At 37.3% G+C, this 16,134-nt stretch carries 13 protein-coding genes; 6 read left to right on the plus strand and 7 right to left on the minus strand.

Annotated elements, in window-relative coordinates; translation table 11 throughout:
• Positions 1–3: 3 nt before the first annotated feature.
• Positions 4–612, minus strand: a complete 609-nt coding sequence (locus AC4PHI_RS10660; protein WP_492199846.1) for a DUF624 domain-containing protein — start codon at positions 610–612, stop codon at positions 4–6.
• 296 nt (positions 613–908) lie between these two features.
• On the opposite strand from AC4PHI_RS10660, the gene AC4PHI_RS10665 reads away from it, so the two are divergent.
• From AC4PHI_RS10665 to AC4PHI_RS10685, 5 genes are all read left to right on the plus strand, one after another.
• Positions 909–2,150: an ABC transporter substrate-binding protein gene (locus tag AC4PHI_RS10665; RefSeq protein WP_492199847.1), complete on the plus strand. Its 1,242-nt coding sequence runs from the start codon at positions 909–911 to the stop codon at positions 2,148–2,150.
• Positions 2,134–3,096: a carbohydrate ABC transporter permease gene (locus AC4PHI_RS10670; RefSeq protein ID WP_492199848.1), complete on the plus strand. Its 963-nt coding sequence runs from the start codon at positions 2,134–2,136 to the stop codon at positions 3,094–3,096. Before AC4PHI_RS10665 ends, AC4PHI_RS10670 begins: the two co-directional genes overlap by 17 nt.
• An 11-nt stretch (positions 3,097–3,107) precedes the next feature.
• Positions 3,108–3,917 (plus strand): carbohydrate ABC transporter permease, encoded by an 810-nt coding sequence (locus AC4PHI_RS10675; RefSeq protein WP_492199849.1) that lies wholly within the window; start codon positions 3,108–3,110, stop codon positions 3,915–3,917.
• 139 nt (positions 3,918–4,056) lie between these two features.
• Entirely contained in the window at positions 4,057–5,805 is a 1,749-nt protein-coding gene (locus tag AC4PHI_RS10680; RefSeq protein WP_492199850.1) for a sensor histidine kinase, read from the plus strand.
• On the plus strand, positions 5,783–7,327 hold the full coding sequence (locus AC4PHI_RS10685) for a response regulator (RefSeq protein ID WP_492199851.1): 1,545 nt from the start codon (positions 5,783–5,785) through the stop codon (positions 7,325–7,327). The genes AC4PHI_RS10680 and AC4PHI_RS10685 overlap by 23 nt, the downstream gene beginning before the upstream one ends.
• Before the next feature lie 592 nt (positions 7,328–7,919).
• On the opposite strand, the gene AC4PHI_RS10690 is transcribed toward AC4PHI_RS10685, so the two are convergent.
• From AC4PHI_RS10690 to AC4PHI_RS10710, 5 genes are all read right to left on the minus strand, one after another.
• Complete coding sequence (locus AC4PHI_RS10690) at positions 7,920–8,735, minus strand: MBL fold metallo-hydrolase (protein WP_492199852.1); 816 nt, start codon at positions 8,733–8,735, stop codon at positions 7,920–7,922.
• An 11-nt stretch (positions 8,736–8,746) separates the two neighbouring features.
• Positions 8,747–10,135, minus strand: a complete 1,389-nt coding sequence (locus AC4PHI_RS10695; protein WP_492199853.1) for a PTS transporter subunit EIIC — start codon at positions 10,133–10,135, stop codon at positions 8,747–8,749.
• A 103-nt stretch (positions 10,136–10,238) separates the two neighbouring features.
• Positions 10,239–11,081 carry a PRD domain-containing protein gene (locus tag AC4PHI_RS10700; protein ID WP_492199854.1) on the minus strand — a complete coding sequence of 281 codons (843 nt, stop codon included), beginning with the start codon at positions 11,079–11,081 and terminating at the stop codon, positions 10,239–10,241.
• A gap of 9 nt (positions 11,082–11,090) precedes the next feature.
• The gene (locus AC4PHI_RS10705; RefSeq protein ID WP_492199855.1) at positions 11,091–11,537 is read right to left on the minus strand and encodes a PTS sugar transporter subunit IIA; all 447 of its coding nucleotides are present in this window, start codon (positions 11,535–11,537) and stop codon (positions 11,091–11,093) included.
• Positions 11,538–11,712: 175 nt separating this feature from the next.
• Positions 11,713–12,687: a dipeptidase gene (locus tag AC4PHI_RS10710; RefSeq protein WP_492199856.1), complete on the minus strand. Its 975-nt coding sequence runs from the start codon at positions 12,685–12,687 to the stop codon at positions 11,713–11,715.
• A 293-nt stretch (positions 12,688–12,980) separates the two neighbouring features.
• On the opposite strand from AC4PHI_RS10710, the gene AC4PHI_RS10715 reads away from it, so the two are divergent.
• Positions 12,981–13,940 carry an IS30 family transposase gene (locus tag AC4PHI_RS10715; protein ID WP_492199857.1) on the plus strand — a complete coding sequence of 320 codons (960 nt, stop codon included), beginning with the start codon at positions 12,981–12,983 and terminating at the stop codon, positions 13,938–13,940.
• A gap of 12 nt (positions 13,941–13,952) precedes the next feature.
• Here AC4PHI_RS10715 and AC4PHI_RS10720 read toward each other — a convergent pair whose 3' ends face one another.
• Positions 13,953–15,620 carry an IS1182 family transposase gene (locus AC4PHI_RS10720; protein ID WP_492199858.1) on the minus strand — a complete coding sequence of 556 codons (1,668 nt, stop codon included), beginning with the start codon at positions 15,618–15,620 and terminating at the stop codon, positions 13,953–13,955.
• Positions 15,621–16,134: the final 514 nt, after the last annotated feature.

A 16,134-nucleotide genomic window follows, 5' to 3' on the forward strand; every position in this document is an offset into this window, starting at 1 on the left:
TTTCTAATGGTTATTTAAACTATTAAATGAATAGAGAGATAGCTTGTTAACGATTCGGCAATTAACAAAAACAAAAGCTGCTAATGTAAAAAAAAGAAGCGGCATGAACTTTAAGGTCAGCCAAATACTCCCAGCAAAAAGTGCCATCAATAAAGTCGACCATGGCAAATGACGAAAAGCCAGGTAGAAGCTCCATTTAAGTCTAAAAAAAACATTTGGATCACTTTTTTTCCCGATTTGCGGCAAAAAGTACAACAATAATAAAATTGCCACTGGCAACAATAATAGTAAAATGATGCCGCCAAACTGTGCCCAACTCTGCTGAATGACAGCTAATTTTTTGAGTAATTTAAAATAGAGAACTGTGATTAAAAGCAGGACATTGCCCGGCAGTGTGTTCTTTTTAAACGCTGAAAAAAAATTTTGATAATAACTTTTGACGATACTTAAGTCTCTTTCATGCATGGTTTGTTGGGCAGTGATAAATAATGCAACTACTGCAGCTGGTAAGGTGAAAATCGCTAACGAGCTTACAAAACATAAAAAAGAAAGTAGTAATATATCCCCGATTCGCACCATCAGTTTCCAAAAGAAACTCTCCATTTTGAACATCATATTCCCTCCTGATTATTGAAACTACCTACTATACTGTAATCATAGGATACGTGAGAGCAGCTAATTTATAAATAATCTATTTTGCTATTTGTTATTCTTATTTGCAATCGTTTATGTTAATTGTTTCATGGGGTAAAAAAATATAAATAAAGGACATAAAAACATATGAACAGAAGATTCTGATAAAGGTTATAATGAATAAAAAGGATAAGAAATAAAAAAAACTCTCATTTAGATAAGATTTTCAACATTATATAATGAACTTGTCAAAACGACAGAAAGGGAGAAAAAAAATGAAAAAAAATCTCAAGAAAACCGCTTTATTTTTAGGAGCATTTTCAGCCTTATTGGCTCTAACTGCATGTGGCACAGGTTCTAAAACTTCTGAAACTAAGGAGTCAAAAAATGAAGATGTTGTATTAACTGTTGGTTTTTGGGGGTCATCCGGTGAAGATAAAGCAGTAGAAGCTTCTTTAAAAGATATTTCAAAAAATGTTCCCGGTGTCAAAGAGGTCAAATCAGCTCAATATGCTACAGTCGCGGATTTCTATGAAAAATTACCTGGACAAGTGGCAGCTGGAACAGCACCAGATATTGTCATTGCTACTAATGAACAGCATTTACAACTTATAGAAAATGAGGTATTAATTCCTCTGGACGAGTATGAATTTGATTTATCCGGATATGCCCAAAATGCAATTGAAGCATGGCAATACAACGGAAAACAGTATGGTATTCCAATCACTGCGGCCGCGTCAACCTTTGCAATCAACACCGACATGTGGAAAGAAGCCGGTCTAAAGGAATACCCGACAACTTGGGAGGAAGTTTACGAAGCCTCAAAAGCTTTGACAAAAGACGATGTGGTCGGTTTGACCATTGATATTGGAAATATTTTCCATCCTACTCAGTACATGAATTCTTTCGGAGGCGGCTGGAAAGACGGTACGGAAATTAACTCAAAAGAAAATATCGCCGGCTTAGAGTTTATCTTTAAAATGTTTGATGAAGGTTTGGCAACTACTGCTAAAGACATGGGTATGACTTGGGACGGTGAAGTATTTGCCGGTGAAAGAACAGCTATGTCTACTGGCGGAACGTGGTATATCGGTACTATGCGTGAATCTGCTCCTGATGTGAATTATGACTTTATCGCAATGCCGGGCGGCAACGGCAATAATGGCTCCACATTGCACAGCTATGGTATTTCTGTTACCAGCGGTGCAGTTGATAAAAAACTTGCCGCAAAAGTTGCTTACTACATGTCCAGACAAGAAGCTCAGGAAGAACGTTCTAAAATCATTGGAGACCGCCCTTCCATTGAAGCAGCTTTGCCTGTTTTCCGGGAAGAAAATCCTAAATTAAATGTCATGGATGAATATATCAATCAAGCAACCAGCTTTGGCTATCCTGCAGATCAAGAATTCAAAATCGACTTTACAACAGCACTTGAAGCACATGTCTACGACGGTGATAAAACGAGTGCAGCAGATGTTTTAAATGAATTGGGGAAGAAATATGAGAAAAAAGAGTAACATCACTGGCGCAAGTACTATTGCAAAAGGTTGGCACTCCAAAAAAGAAAAAAGGAAATCCGTGGGAGCAGATGAGAAGAAGGCAGGTCTTCTTCTCATCCTCCCATCAGCTATTTGCTGGATTCTATGGTTCGCTACCCCCTTTGTGCAGGCTTTTATTTTAAGTTTTTACGATTATTCTTATATCAATCCTGATGCAAAAAAATTTATTGGTTTAGGCAACTACGCAGCAATGATCCAAGACCCAAAATTTATCTTGGCATTGAAAAATACGCTGCTGTTCGTCGCTATCACTGTGCCGATTATGACAGTTCTGGCTTTGTTCTTGGCATTATTATTGAATGCTAATTTTAAAGGTCGCGGGTTATTTAGAACTATTTATTTCATTCCTTATACCATTGCCGGAGTGGCTGTTGCTACAGTTTTTATGTACCTGTTTGTTAAGGGCGGCGCTGTACAGCAACTTTTAGTTAATTTAGGTTTTAAAAACGTGACTTGGTATGCTGATACTAAGTTGGCCATGCCATTTTTCGGCATCATGTTCGTCTGGCAATTGGTTGGTTTCTTCATGATTTATTATTTGTCAGGAATGCAAACTATTTCAATCAATGTTTATGAGGCTACAAAAATAGATGGTGCCAACAGCTGGCAAACTTTTCGCTATATCACTTTGCCTCTGCTGAAACCCATCACTTATCTCGTCATCATCTACTCTATCATTCAAGCCTTTCAGGTCTTTGACCAAATTGCCGCTGTAACGACTGCAAATGGCGGTTTAGGGTCGCCTGCCGGGTCTACAAATACGTTACTGACCTACTTCTATCAAAATAGTTTCCGCTACTATAAAGTCGGCTACGGATCTGCCATAGCAGTGGTTTTATTCTTGATTATTTTGGTAGTGTCGCTGATACAAAACAAATTATCAAATGCTGACAGTAACGTCTAAGGAGCAATAAAATGAAAAAAATGAAACGAAGCCTTTTTTATCTCTTGGTGATTGGTCTTGGCTCGATTTTCTTATTACCACTGGTATATGCCATCTACAATTCCTTATTGCCGCTGCATTTAGTGAATAAGTTAGTTTCCCCAAAAAACTTTACTTTGGAAAATTACGTTAACCTGTTCACACAAAACCCTTTTTTTACTTGGTTTAAAAATTCATTGATCGTGGCAGTAATCACACTAGCGTGTCAGCTATTTACAGCCTTGACAGCAGGTTTTGCCCTTGCTAAATTAAAGTTTCCGGGACACAAAGTAGCTTTTATGGTGGTCATGGTCACTCTGATGATTCCTTTTCAGGTATTACTGACACCGCTTTATATTATGATTACAAACATGGGAATGAATGACACGATTGCTTCGCTCATCGTACCTTTTATGTTAAATTCCCTATATGTTTTCATGGCTCGCCAATATTATGTAACAATACCCGATGACCTTTTGGAAGCTGCTCGTATTGATGGTATGGGCTATATTGGTGCTTTTATACGAATCATCTTGCCCCTGTCAAAACCAATCATAGCAACTATCGCTATTTTCAACTTTGTCCAATCATGGAACGCTTATCTAGTGCCGTCGACTTTTGTCACATCCAAAGAAAACTACACATTGATTGTCGGGTTAAATACACTCAAAGATACCTACTTCAACCGTTTGAATCTTACGATGGCTGGTGTTGTCGCTATCACCATACCGATTTTGATCTTTTTCCTCCTTTTACAAAAACAACTGATTCGAGGCATCGCCTCTGAGGGTATCAAAGGCTAACGTAAAAATTGTCCTTTTGATGCTAGTTTATTTAAGACACAGGAACGGCTAACCCAGCCGCTTTTGTGTTTTTCTGATGCTTTAACCAACAAGAATGACAATAATCTGGTAATATGGACTTGTTAGGGGTGTTTACAGTATGAATTTTAAGACGAGAATTACTTTGATAACGTTCACTGCCATCACAATTTTTATTTTATTCAACACGATTATTATTTCGTTTTTTATTTCCAATAAACTAAAAAATAATGCTGAAGAAACGGCTGCTGCTGTTGAAACCCAACATATGCTGACAATCGAACAAATCTTCGATTCCATTGTTACGATGACCCAGAAGCCTATGATTACTCCTCAAATCGTAACAGCATTAGAAACTGACTACGACAATTTACCAGTTGAAGAGGCTCAAAAGAAAAAAAATGAAAACGATAAAATTTTTGACAACTTCTTTTATACAGACATTTATTACAAACATGACTACATCTACGCAGTTACTGTTTTTTCTTTCAACCAGGATGAGGTCTATTACAAACAATTTTCCGGCCGCTCAATTTTACCCCGTGACTACTCGGAAATGCTATGGTATCAAAGTCTCGTAAACAGCGAAGACAGGCATGAACAGGTTTTTCCGCAGCGTCAGCAAGATCTCTTCCGCGGAGATGACCAGCCGATAGTTTCTGTCGGGAGACTGCTGATTAATCCGACTACAAATCAGGAAATGGGCGCTATGCGTATCGATATTTCTGTAAAAATGTTACAAAACGTTTTAACTGCAACTGGGACACCTGACAGTAAAAGTGAATTTTTATTATTAAGTCAAGACCGTCAGCTTTTGGCCTCCTCTTTCCCGTTTGAAAACTGGCACAAAGACTTTGAAAAATCGAAAAAAAATAAAATAACTACCGAGGTCCACTCGGATAAATATGGTTTTATTCTTTACAACTTATTTCCTGAATCAGATATTTATAATTCTGTGTGGCCCGTTATACTAGCCATTTTTTTGCTTTCTCTACTATGTTTAGCAATAGCATTGTTCAGCGTGACAATCACAACGAAACAAATGCTGAAACCCATTGACATGCTCAATCAAAAAATGCAGCAAGTACGCCAAGGAGATTTGACCGTACAAATCCCCGTTCAACACTCTACCAGTGAGTTTGAAGAAGTGGTCCAGTCCTTCAATCTGATGATCATGGATACTCAAAAATTGATTACACTGATGAAGCAAGAAGAAGCCGAGAAACAGCGCCTAGAATATGAAGCCCTGCAATCTCAAATTTCCCAGCATTTTATTTCAAACACCATTTCAACGATTCGCTGGATGGCCTATATGGAGGGAAATGTTTCAGTTGAGAAAGCTTTGGACTCTTTCTACCATCTATTAAATTTTGCTGCCCGCTCTAATAGTGAAACGATTCCTATAGCCGTTGAACTCAAACAAATGCATCATTATTTGGATATTATTTCTTTACGCTACTTCGGTAAATTTGATGTGGTCTTTGATGTGGATGACGAGGTCAAAAATTTTTACACAATCAAATATCTTTTACAAACACTTGTGGAGAATAGTGTTTTCCATGGTCTGGAAAAAAGACCTACCGGAATCTTGATTGAGATTTCCATTAAACTTATCGATGATGATATCCACTACCAAGTAAAAGATAATGGCGTAGGAATAGATTCAGAAACTATCAAAGCTATCCTGAGTGGAAATTATAGGAGCAGTAAGACCAACGGCATCGGGATCGGAAATATAAACCGCCGTATTCAACTGATTTTCGGCCCTTCCTATGGTCTCACTATTGATAGTGTTGTGGAGGAATATACCATCGTTAATGTTAGAATTCCAGCTAAGAGGGTGATAGATGATGAAGATAGTAATAGTTGATGATGAATATTTTGTAAGAATAGGAATTGCTACTGTTACAAGCAAAATTCCCGGTATTAAAATAGTTGGAGAAGCTGAGAACGGCAAAAATGCTGTCGACATTATCTTAGACACCCAGCCTGACCTTGTTTTCTTGGATATCACCATGCCCATTAAAGATGGTCTGACAGTTTTAAAAGAATTACGGCAGAAAAATTTCAATAATAAAATCATCCTTCTTACCAGCCACGATGATTTTGAGCTCAGCAGGAAAGCATTGCGACTAGGCGCTGACGATTATATCCTTAAAAACGAACTCATCGGCGATAAAATGTTGAATTATTTAAAAAAAATCCAAAAAGAAACATCGGAAGAAAAAAAGACTGAAAACTATTCAGCCTCAAGTCATATTAGTGAGACAAACAGTCTTTACAAAGAACGATTTTTGCAAACTCTACTCAGAAGCGGTGGTATCAATGAACAAGATTTCAAATTAGCTCGCGAAGAATATCAGCTGCAGCTATCCACCAGCAATTTTTATATTGTTTTGATTGAATTTGATAACTGGAGAAAAATATTACAGAATTATTCTGAAGCTTCTCTGCAAACTTACTATCAGAAAATCAAAGCCATAACTGAAACTCACTTTTCCCGCCCTTTCGAATATGAAAGTTTTTACAATCGGCAAAATCAATACTCTTTGTTGATTGCTGATCCCTCAGAGCCCAGCGCACTTTCATTCGAAAACAGTCTAAAAGAAAAGTTGATAGCTTTTACTAAACAAATAAAATCATTGTTAAGTATTACCGTTAAACTAGCAGTTTATCGTAATCTTCACCCGCTAGAAGAAATAAATCGAGCCTATGTCACGACCCATCAGCTACTAGATCAGCAGTTTTTTGAACCAGACAAACAATTCTTTTGGAAAGGCGTGCTCAATTCTTATCCATCCAGCGACATGAGTAGGCTGAGACAAAAAACAGCTGATTTGGAAAAGAACCAGCAGCTTTTATCTACAGTTCTAAAAGAATTCTTGCAAGAAAATAACAACAAATTAATTGATGAGAAAGAATTTTTTTCGATTGTTCTCCCGATTGTCAGAGATTTGAATCACGATTCGCTTCGAGGTCAAGTACAATCAGAAGATTTCGAAAATATCAACAGCCTGATCAAAGCTATCAAAGAGATGGAAGAAGAAAGAGCAGCCTTAAATCCAGGTAAACAGTACAGCCACCTGACTAAGCAAGCACTGCTCATTATTCACAAAGAATTTAAACGTCGTGTGACTTTGGAAGAAATTTCCCGAGAGCTGGATGTCAGCCCCAGCTACTTCAGCCGGCTTTTTTCAAATGAAACAGGCATTCCTTTCTCCCAATATCTGACTCAAAAACGGATAGAATATGCCCAGTCATTATTGGTAACCACTAACCTTAAACTGTATGAAATTAGTGAGATGGCAGGCTTTTCTTCCCCGGTCTATTTTAATAATAGTTTCAAAAAAATTCATAAGATGACACCCCAACAGTATCGAAATCAGCACTGATTTCCAATAAATGACTTTAGAGCCAGTGATACTGAAGGAATTGCACTTATTGCTAAAGGCTTTTGGCTTGCTCACAAATCGGTCCCGCACAGCACAATTGTTGCCATATTATCTTGTGAAAAAGTTAAGCATGTTATATATTTTTTATTTGTCAAATTATGTGAGAAAAAACTGCCTTTTAAACACAGCTCAAAAAGATTTCATTAGGTAGTTGATAACTTAATATCTTTCTAAAGATAGGGTCTCTGTTATCACTAACAGAAGGAATAAAATATTAACTAATCTCTGTAAAGTCTGTTGATTTAAATGTGCACTTCCATAACGTAGACCACTATGGAGTGCACATTTAATCTCCTATTGTGAAGGAATCGGTACCGGAATTAGAATTAAGCTCGCTATCATCAAATATAATTGACTAAAAGAAATATTCATCGGATCTTATCACCACACTTTTAAATTTGATAAAATCATTAGTTTAGCAATATAACCAAAATCCGCTCCCACCGGTATATTCTGGTGGGAGCGGATTGAATATAATAATTGTTTTTCCCGAAGGAATATAGAGAGCTGATAATCATCTAAAAGCTAGTTCTTACAATTTATCCAATGTGTATACAATATTGCCGGTTTTTTCTTCTTCTGAATGTATTTTTTCTCGATCTTTCCCTGCGAAACCATCTATCCCGTGAACATGTACAGGAAGTCTGTCATCTATTCCCGCTAATATTTTTTCGCACGTAAGTATATTATTATCCAATAAATTAAGTGCTGATTCAAATAATCCGTGGTTTCTCAAAATCCGTTCATATCTTCCATCGTACTGTTTCAGTTTCTTAAGTGCTGCTAAATGCGTTGAGACAGAAGTACTTTCGGGGAAGCAAATCAATGTATTTTCACCTGATGCATCGCCAAATATAGCAACTTTTTCCTCTGGAATTAAAAATACCATCATGCCATGGGTATGTCCCGGAACGAGCATCATTTCAACCGTTAATCCGCCTAATTCAAAACTCATATCCTCTGACAGTGCCAAATAAGGAGACTGGCGTTGCGGAATCATATGACTAACTTCCCATAATTCAGGAATTGGAAAAGGTGCGCCTTTAATTTCCTGTAGCCGAAAATCCAAATTACAATGCCGGCGTTCTAAATCAAAATCCAGAGGACTGAGATAAACTTCAGAAAATTGTGCGCTACCACCTGCATGATCACAATGCCCATGGGATAAAATCACTTTGTAAGATGTTGTTGCTAAGGAATCAACAAAATTTTTCAAATCTCCACAACCTAGCCCAGTATCTAACAGGACACCCATGTTTTCTCCTTGAACATAGTAACAGCACACTTCAAAAGCTGTTCGAATACGAGTGATATGGTTGGTGATTTTTTCCGCCTTAAAATAATTCATATTTCTTCCTTTCACTTAATTTTACTATTAGTCTCATCCAATTGGAAAAACAACATGGTGACAAAACCTGAAATCAATCCAACAGCTACGGTTACACCTAAAATAATATAATTGTAGGTGCTGCCGCCTACAAAACCCGCAAGACCATAAACACCATTTGAAATATTCAGCACATGGGCCGTTAAATTAAATAATCCGGCAACTAATCCAGTGACAGCGCCTGCGATTATACTTGCTACCAAAGGCGTTTTGTAAGGAACATATAGACCGTATAACAACGGTTCTCCTACACCACCCAAAAACCAGGTAATCACATAACCCATCGTTAAAGATTTCTTTTCTTTCGCTTTAAATTTATAAACACATGCTAGGGCAACGCCCGCACCGGCCCAAGAAGAAGCTAAAATACCGGGCATTAGAAAATTGTCAAAACCCATTGCAGGGAAAGCCGTAAATAAATAAGTGAAAAGTACTGGATGCATACCGGTCATAACGATTACTGCAAATGTTGCACCAACGATAGCTACTGCGAGTGGTCTGGCAAATGTATTTAAAGCAATTAGCCCATTGCCGATATAGGTTCCTAAAAAACCGCCCAAGGGTCCAAAAACGACCAATGTCAAAGGAATCATCACCAACAATGTTCCAAACGGCACTAAAAATACTTTCAATAAATCCGGAGAAATATTTTTCCAAAATTTCTCCACATATTTCATCGCTGCAATGGTCAGAATCATCGGTAGCACTGTGCTTGAATAATTCTGGAGCATAGTCGGAATGCCATAAACTGTAAACTTCACACTTTGTTCTGCCATTTCCATAAAACTAGGATATAAAAGGACGGCACCGAGCAACATACCGATAGGAATGCTTGTATTTAGTTTTCTAGCAGCAGACCAGCCGATAAAAACTGGTAAGAAATAAAAGCCTGCATCTCCGACAAACATAAATAATTGGTGGATATCGCTAGTGTCGGAGACTACATTTAAAAGCGTAGGTCCTATAATCACTGCAATTGTTTTACAAAACGAAGCCACCAGTAATATCGGGATCAGCGGCGTCAAGGAACCTGAAATAAAATCCAAACTATTATTAAATGCTGTCTTCGTTGTCCGCTCACTCGGAGTTTTTGTTTCAGCGGATACTGTTTCTTTTATCGAGACTTTTTCATTTATCACATCATGTAGGCTGCTGACAGTAGGGCCGATAATCAGCTGGTACTGCCCGCCTTTTTTTGTGAGCCCCATCACCCCATCTATTGATTTGACTTTCTCATCATCTGCTTTCTTCTCGTCTTTTAATACAAAGCGCAGTCTTGTCATGCAATGTGACAGACCAGTAATATTTTCTTCACCACCGACGGCTTCGATTACTTTTGTTGCTAATTCTTGATTGTTCATTGTTTTGTACCTCCATCTATTTTATTTGATTAAAATAAAGGTCCAGCCGGCCGAACCGTAACCTCCCAGTACAATTATTTTGATTCCTTCTTGACTACTGCTACTATGATTCGCTCACTGTTGTCAGACGAATGATATGAATCAGCAAAAATAAACGCTCTCCCTCTATTTCTTTCTGATATTTCTTTGTGATAATGGCAATTACTGCTGAAACACATGCCGCTTGTTGGGGATAGCTTTCTATCAATGTTTCCACTAATTGATCGCTTTCATTATATTGCAGGATACCATCTTGCAATATACGCTGTAATAAAAAACGCATATGTAACACGAATCTGGAATAATTCAGTCTATCATTCTCATATTGGATGCTTGGAAATGATTGAGTGACTTCCTTCATGATTTCATTGATTGTATTTGTGATGTCTACGGTCCCCTGAAAATCTAAATCCATTTCAGAATTTACAATGTGGATTGCGATAAAATTAGCTTCATCATCTGGTATTTTACTGTTCATCCGTCGTTTCAAAATTTCAACGGCTTTTACCGCAAGCTGATATTCTTCTGGATAAAGAGCCTGAACGTTCCATAGGAGAGAACTGTCAAAACGAATATCCAGCGAGATTCTTTCTAATAAATTAGAGATATGATCTGTTAGTGTGATATAAATCTTATCATTGATTTTCTTAGTTGCTGATGCTTTAATAATTTCTATGATTTCCTCAGCTACTTCTATCACATCATCTGAGGTTTCTTTGATGATTGTCTGATATTGGTAAATCGTTTCTTTGTTATCTAGTCTGAAAACTTTTTCTACTTTCGTTTCATCTGCTGCCTGTCCAACTTTCTTCCCAAAAGCAATCCCTTTTCCCTTCACAACGATTTCCTCGCCCTTTTCATCAAGAACAATGATTGTATTGTTATTCAACACTCGTTTAATTATCATATTTTTCTCCTACTTTATTTTTAAAATAACATCGTTAATTGTTACCTTTCCATTTGCCGAAAGTGGTTCAACTATTTTTCCATTTGGGTTAGTGATAATAACCATTATGTCAGTGTCATATCCCGTGTCTTTAATACTTTGATAAGCCATATCGACCAAAAATTCTCCCGTTTCAATTTTCTGATTGACTGCCACCTTGCTAGTAAAATAATTTCCCTCTAATTCTACCGTATCCACACCTAAATGGAGCAACAACTCAATCCCTTCTTCCGTCTGCAAACACAGTGCATGTCCTGTAGGAAAAATAGCCGTCACGATACCATCAACCGGAGAAACAATTTGCCTGTCTTCCGGCACAATAGCTATCCCCTCACCCATCATTTTTGATGAAAATACCTCATCATTAACTATTTCAAGTGCTTTCAGTTTACCTTTAACGGGACTAAAAATATTCATCCTCCCAGCTCCTCTCTAAAAAAAACAAAAAAGACCCATTTACACAAAATCTCCTGGATTTTGGTAAACCGGTCATGCTTGGCAACGCCAATAACATTCCTTAATTACGCTTGTAGGATAACACAAATAAATAATAATGTAAACACTTTCCCTGTTAACTTACATATCTTCTTCGTTAGAGAATCTCTTTGATTACTCGTTCAGCATTTTTATAAGCAATTTTTTCAATTTCCTTTGCTGAAAGTCCCTCCTTGGTTAACGCTTCAAATAATGTCGGCATTTTATCTACACTGGAAATTTCTAAATTTCCTGACACACCGTCAAGGTCACTCCCTAATACTACAAACTCTTCTCCGCCAAATCGAATCATCTGTTTTATATGCCTGACCATATCGCTGATTTTTGACTTCTGACTAGTGATATCCGCAGACAAAAACCTTGGGCTAAAATTGATGCCTGCCACACCGCCTTTATTGGCTAGAACACGAATCATATCCTCGGTTAAATTTCTCGGATGGGGCGAAAATCCGCGATAATTCGAATGAGAAGCGATGAACGGTTTCTTGCTCAATTCCGCCACATCATAAAAACCTCCGTCAGAAAGATGGGATACATCAATAATAATTCCCAGTTCATTCATACATAGAATTGCTTCTTTTCCAAAGTCAGTCAATCCTTTACTCATCACCACAGGATCATCAGAGTTGGGATATCCAAAACAATTTTTATAATTCCAAGTCAAAGAAATTAGGCGAATACCTAAATCATAGTACTTTTTTAAATTATCCAAATCCCCTTTAATCGCCCGTCCGTCTTCAAAAGTTAAAAAGCCACTCATCTTTCCAGCAGTTTTATTCGCCTGATAACTTTTATAATCATAGGCAGGAGCAATAATGTCCCCGTGTTGTGTCATTGTATTTTGAAAAATCCTCAATAAAGAATCTATGTAAAAATCATCTTCGAAAGTTTCACTGGTAAGTGCAGTGTCGTGACCAAAGGGTAACATAAATATGGAAAAAAACTGCGCCAATGCACCTCCAGACTTCATTCGTTTCACATCCAGCATATCGTCAGGCAGGTCATAGACCGTCTCTTCCCCACCAGTAAATGCTCTCAGCAAAGTATCACAGTGCATATCTATAAATTCCATTCAAATAATCCTCTCTTTATCAAACATTGATTTAGCAGAATACTTTTTGATAGACTATTAAAATCTTATCATAGTTCTCAATGGAAAGGTGATTTGTTCAAAAATTACTCAAATATGTACAGATTATAAAATTAGGTTGAGTAGTTGAGACAGATTTTTAAATGGTATTATTGCAAAATGCCGTCTCTATTCTTTGGAAACGCCAATTGTAAAATTAAGCTAGACAACTAAAAAAGTCATTTGTGCTACACTCAGAATAGTTCCGACGAAAGAATTATAAGGAGTGCATACAAATGACCTACACCCATCTTACACCAGATGAACTCGTAATGATAGAAGCTTATTTCAAAGTAAATGAATCTGTCGCTAATGTCGCACGTCAATTAAATCGCTCAAGGCAAACCATACACAAGGTTTATCAATGTTTCAAACAAGGTAAAACAGCATTAGATTACTATCAACAATACAAACTAAACAAATCCCGCTGCGGGAGACGTTCGATTATTCTGCCTAAAGAACAAAAAGACTATGTTCAAAAAATGGCGGCTCAAGATTGGCCGCCCGATGTCATTATTGGCCGTTCAGAATGTCCAATGGATTGTTCTGTGCGTACACTTTATCGTATGTTAGAAAAAGGCGTGTTCGATGTGCTTGATCTGCCACTGAAAGGAAAGCGCAAGTCTAATGGGCATCGAGAAAAACGCGGAAAACAAGCGTTTCGTCGGTCAATTCATCAACGAAAAACCGATCATACTAATTACTTAGAAGAATTTGGTCACCTTGAAGGAGATACAATCGTAAGTGTCAAACACAAAAGTGCCGTCATTACACTTGTTGAACGCCTGTCTAAAGGAATCATTGCCCTGAAACCTCAAGGAAGACAAGCGATAGATATTGAAAATAGATTGAATCAATGGTTTGACGCTGTGCCTAAACATTTATCCAAATCAATTACCTTTGATTGTGGCAAAGAATTTTCCAATTGGAAGACCATCAGTAATACCAATGATATTGACATTTACTTTGCCGATCCCGGTACACCTTCACAACGTGGCCTAAATGAAAATTCTAACGGATTGTTACGCAGAGACCGTTTATCTAAAAGTATGGATTTTAATGAAGTGACAGAATCCTTTATTCAATCTGTTGCTTCAAAAAGAAATCATATTCCAAGAAAGTCACTAAATTATCAAACACCACTGGAAGTATTTATGAGCCATGTAGATGAAGATGATTTGTCTAACTTAATTTGACAAATGAAAAAATTAAAGAGGCTGACCCATAAGTCTCAAAAATAGTAAAAAGGGAACCAAAATCAATAAAAAGATTTTGGTTCCCTTATTTTTTTGTTTATTTAAGAGGTTCTTCCGCTGATAGGCAGTTAACTTTCTCAGATTAACCGCCATAAATGCAAAACCTAATTCGTTTCTCACCTTATCTTTACCTCTTACTGAAAATCGAGTGAAGCCTAAATTAGCCTTCAGATTTCCGAAGGCTGGTTCTACGTCTATTTTTCTTTGACCATATAATTTGCCTGTTCGTTCGTCTTTCAGAAGTGTCTGAACGTAAGCTTTAAAATAGTCCCAATTGCCGTTTTTTTGAATCATTCTATTACGACCCGACTTCGCTTTGGTACATTGAGAACGAACTGGGCAGTTTTCACAAGAAAGACATTCGTATATTTTTAATTGTCGTTGGTAGCCATAGTTATCTATACGATTGGCATAACGTTTAAACGGGACCTCACGGTCAATGGGACATAAATAGGTATCTCTTAACTCATCATACCGCCAATTCAAAGGATTAAAACGATTCTTTTTAAAACTTCTCTTTTTCTCTTTGCGGTACATCCCATAGGTTATCAAAGGTGTTTTTTCAAAGCCATCCACAATAGTTTCATAGTTTTCTTCACTACCATAACCGGCATCTGCCACAATATAGTCGGGTAAATCAAAATAGGTATTTTCTATGGTCCGTAAAAAAGGAACTAAAGTTCTCGTATCCGTAGGATTCGGAAAGATGTCATAAGCTAGGACATATTGTTGATTGGTCGCAATTTGGACATTGTAACCTGCTTTTAGTTGCCCATTGCGCATATGATCCTCTTTCATTCTCATAAAAGTGGCATCGTGATCTGTTTTGGAGTAACTATTTCTCTCACCTAAAATAGCTTTTTGACGGACATACCGTGACTGACGTTCTTTAAAATCAGAGAATTGCTTCAAGGCTTGTTTAGGTGCCTTTCGTTGAGAGCGTAGTTGTTTTCGTTTTTTAGCGCAGTCAGAGGTCTCAATTTCTTGAGTCAAATTTTCTACACTTGTTTCTAATGCCGTGATGATTTTTGAAAACTCTTTGTCTGAAAGGTCTTTGTCTTCATCACAAATAGAAGGAATGATGGTTTCCTTCACGAGTTGTTGATAAATCTCTTTTGATTTCTCTGTCAACTTAGCTTCATACTTTTCAATGCTTTTTTTCCAGACAAATGTGTATTTATTGGCATTGGCTTCTAACTTAGTACCGTCAATAAAGATGGCATCTGTTTCGATAAGATTCTGGGAAACCAAAAGGTTTCGGAATTGAATAAAGCATTCTTCTAATAACACTTGCATCTGAGGATGTACACGAAACCGATTAATCGTTCTAAAATTGGGTTGCTGGGATTGTGTCAGCCAGCGAGCGCGAATACTGTCTTTAGCTAGCGCTTCAATTCTTCTGCCAGAAAAAACAGACTGCGTGTAACCGCACAAAATCAACTTCAACATCATTTTAGGATGATAAGAGGTTGCACCCATCTGATGGTCAAAAACCGAGAAGGCTTTTTCTGGCATGCTTTCTACAAGTTCATTGATTGCAAAAGCGATGTCACCCTTTTCCAAATAAATTTCTAAATCTAGTGATAAAGTGACTTGATTCATGTTATAATCTTTGTACATAGATAGCACTCCCTTTTGGTTATGGTTGGTACTTTAATTATACAAGGAAGTGCTATTTTTATCGCTAAAAAAAGGAACAAAATCATAAAAAGATTTCGTTCCTTTTTGCATTGAATGAGGACTTATGGGTCAACCTCAAAATAAAAATAGGCAAACTATTCATCTAGTATACCCTAAAATATCTTTTACTTTTCCTCATAAACCGGGACTTGATGCACAACTTTTTCTGCTAACGGCTGAATCAATGTTCAGATACAACGAACAGCAACCATGAAGCCGAGAGCTAACAAACAAAACGCTAAAATGAGCTGCAAGCCGTCAGAGATGGGAATATTTCATTTGTAGCACCGTACATTTTTAAAATTTTGTTAATTCCAGCTCTGCCTTTTAGTTGCCCCATATCCCTTAAAACACCCCTAGAAGTCAGAATGCTTGTCTGGCTTCTAGGGGTGTTTTCAAGAACAACCTTATTTTTTTATTACAACAATCTAACCAAAACTTTCATCCATTCAAA

This window comes from Vagococcus sp. QWL-13 (assembly GCF_058683555.1).

Excerpts from the sequence above, each read along its gene's own strand:
- AC4PHI_RS10705 (WP_492199855.1), bottom strand. The coding sequence starts at position 11,537 with ATGAATATTTTTAGTCCCGTTAAAGGTAAACTGAAAGCACTTGAAATA.
- AC4PHI_RS10710 (WP_492199856.1), bottom strand. The coding sequence starts at position 12,687 with ATGGAATTTATAGATATGCACTGTGATACTTTGCTGAGAGCATTTACT.
- AC4PHI_RS10660 (WP_492199846.1), bottom strand. The coding sequence starts at position 612 with ATGTTCAAAATGGAGAGTTTCTTTTGGAAACTGATGGTGCGAATCGGG.
- AC4PHI_RS10675 (WP_492199849.1), top strand. The coding sequence starts at position 3,108 with ATGAAAAAAATGAAACGAAGCCTTTTTTATCTCTTGGTGATTGGTCTT.
- AC4PHI_RS10715 (WP_492199857.1), top strand. The coding sequence starts at position 12,981 with ATGACCTACACCCATCTTACACCAGATGAACTCGTAATGATAGAAGCT.
- AC4PHI_RS10720 (WP_492199858.1), bottom strand. The coding sequence starts at position 15,620 with ATGTACAAAGATTATAACATGAATCAAGTCACTTTATCACTAGATTTA.
- AC4PHI_RS10700 (WP_492199854.1), bottom strand. The coding sequence starts at position 11,081 with ATGATAATTAAACGAGTGTTGAATAACAATACAATCATTGTTCTTGAT.
- AC4PHI_RS10695 (WP_492199853.1), bottom strand. The coding sequence starts at position 10,135 with ATGAACAATCAAGAATTAGCAACAAAAGTAATCGAAGCCGTCGGTGGT.
- AC4PHI_RS10680 (WP_492199850.1), top strand. The coding sequence starts at position 4,057 with ATGAATTTTAAGACGAGAATTACTTTGATAACGTTCACTGCCATCACA.
- AC4PHI_RS10685 (WP_492199851.1), top strand. The coding sequence starts at position 5,783 with ATGATGAAGATAGTAATAGTTGATGATGAATATTTTGTAAGAATAGGA.
- AC4PHI_RS10665 (WP_492199847.1), top strand. The coding sequence starts at position 909 with ATGAAAAAAAATCTCAAGAAAACCGCTTTATTTTTAGGAGCATTTTCA.
- AC4PHI_RS10670 (WP_492199848.1), top strand. The coding sequence starts at position 2,134 with ATGAGAAAAAAGAGTAACATCACTGGCGCAAGTACTATTGCAAAAGGT.
- AC4PHI_RS10690 (WP_492199852.1), bottom strand. The coding sequence starts at position 8,735 with ATGAATTATTTTAAGGCGGAAAAAATCACCAACCATATCACTCGTATT.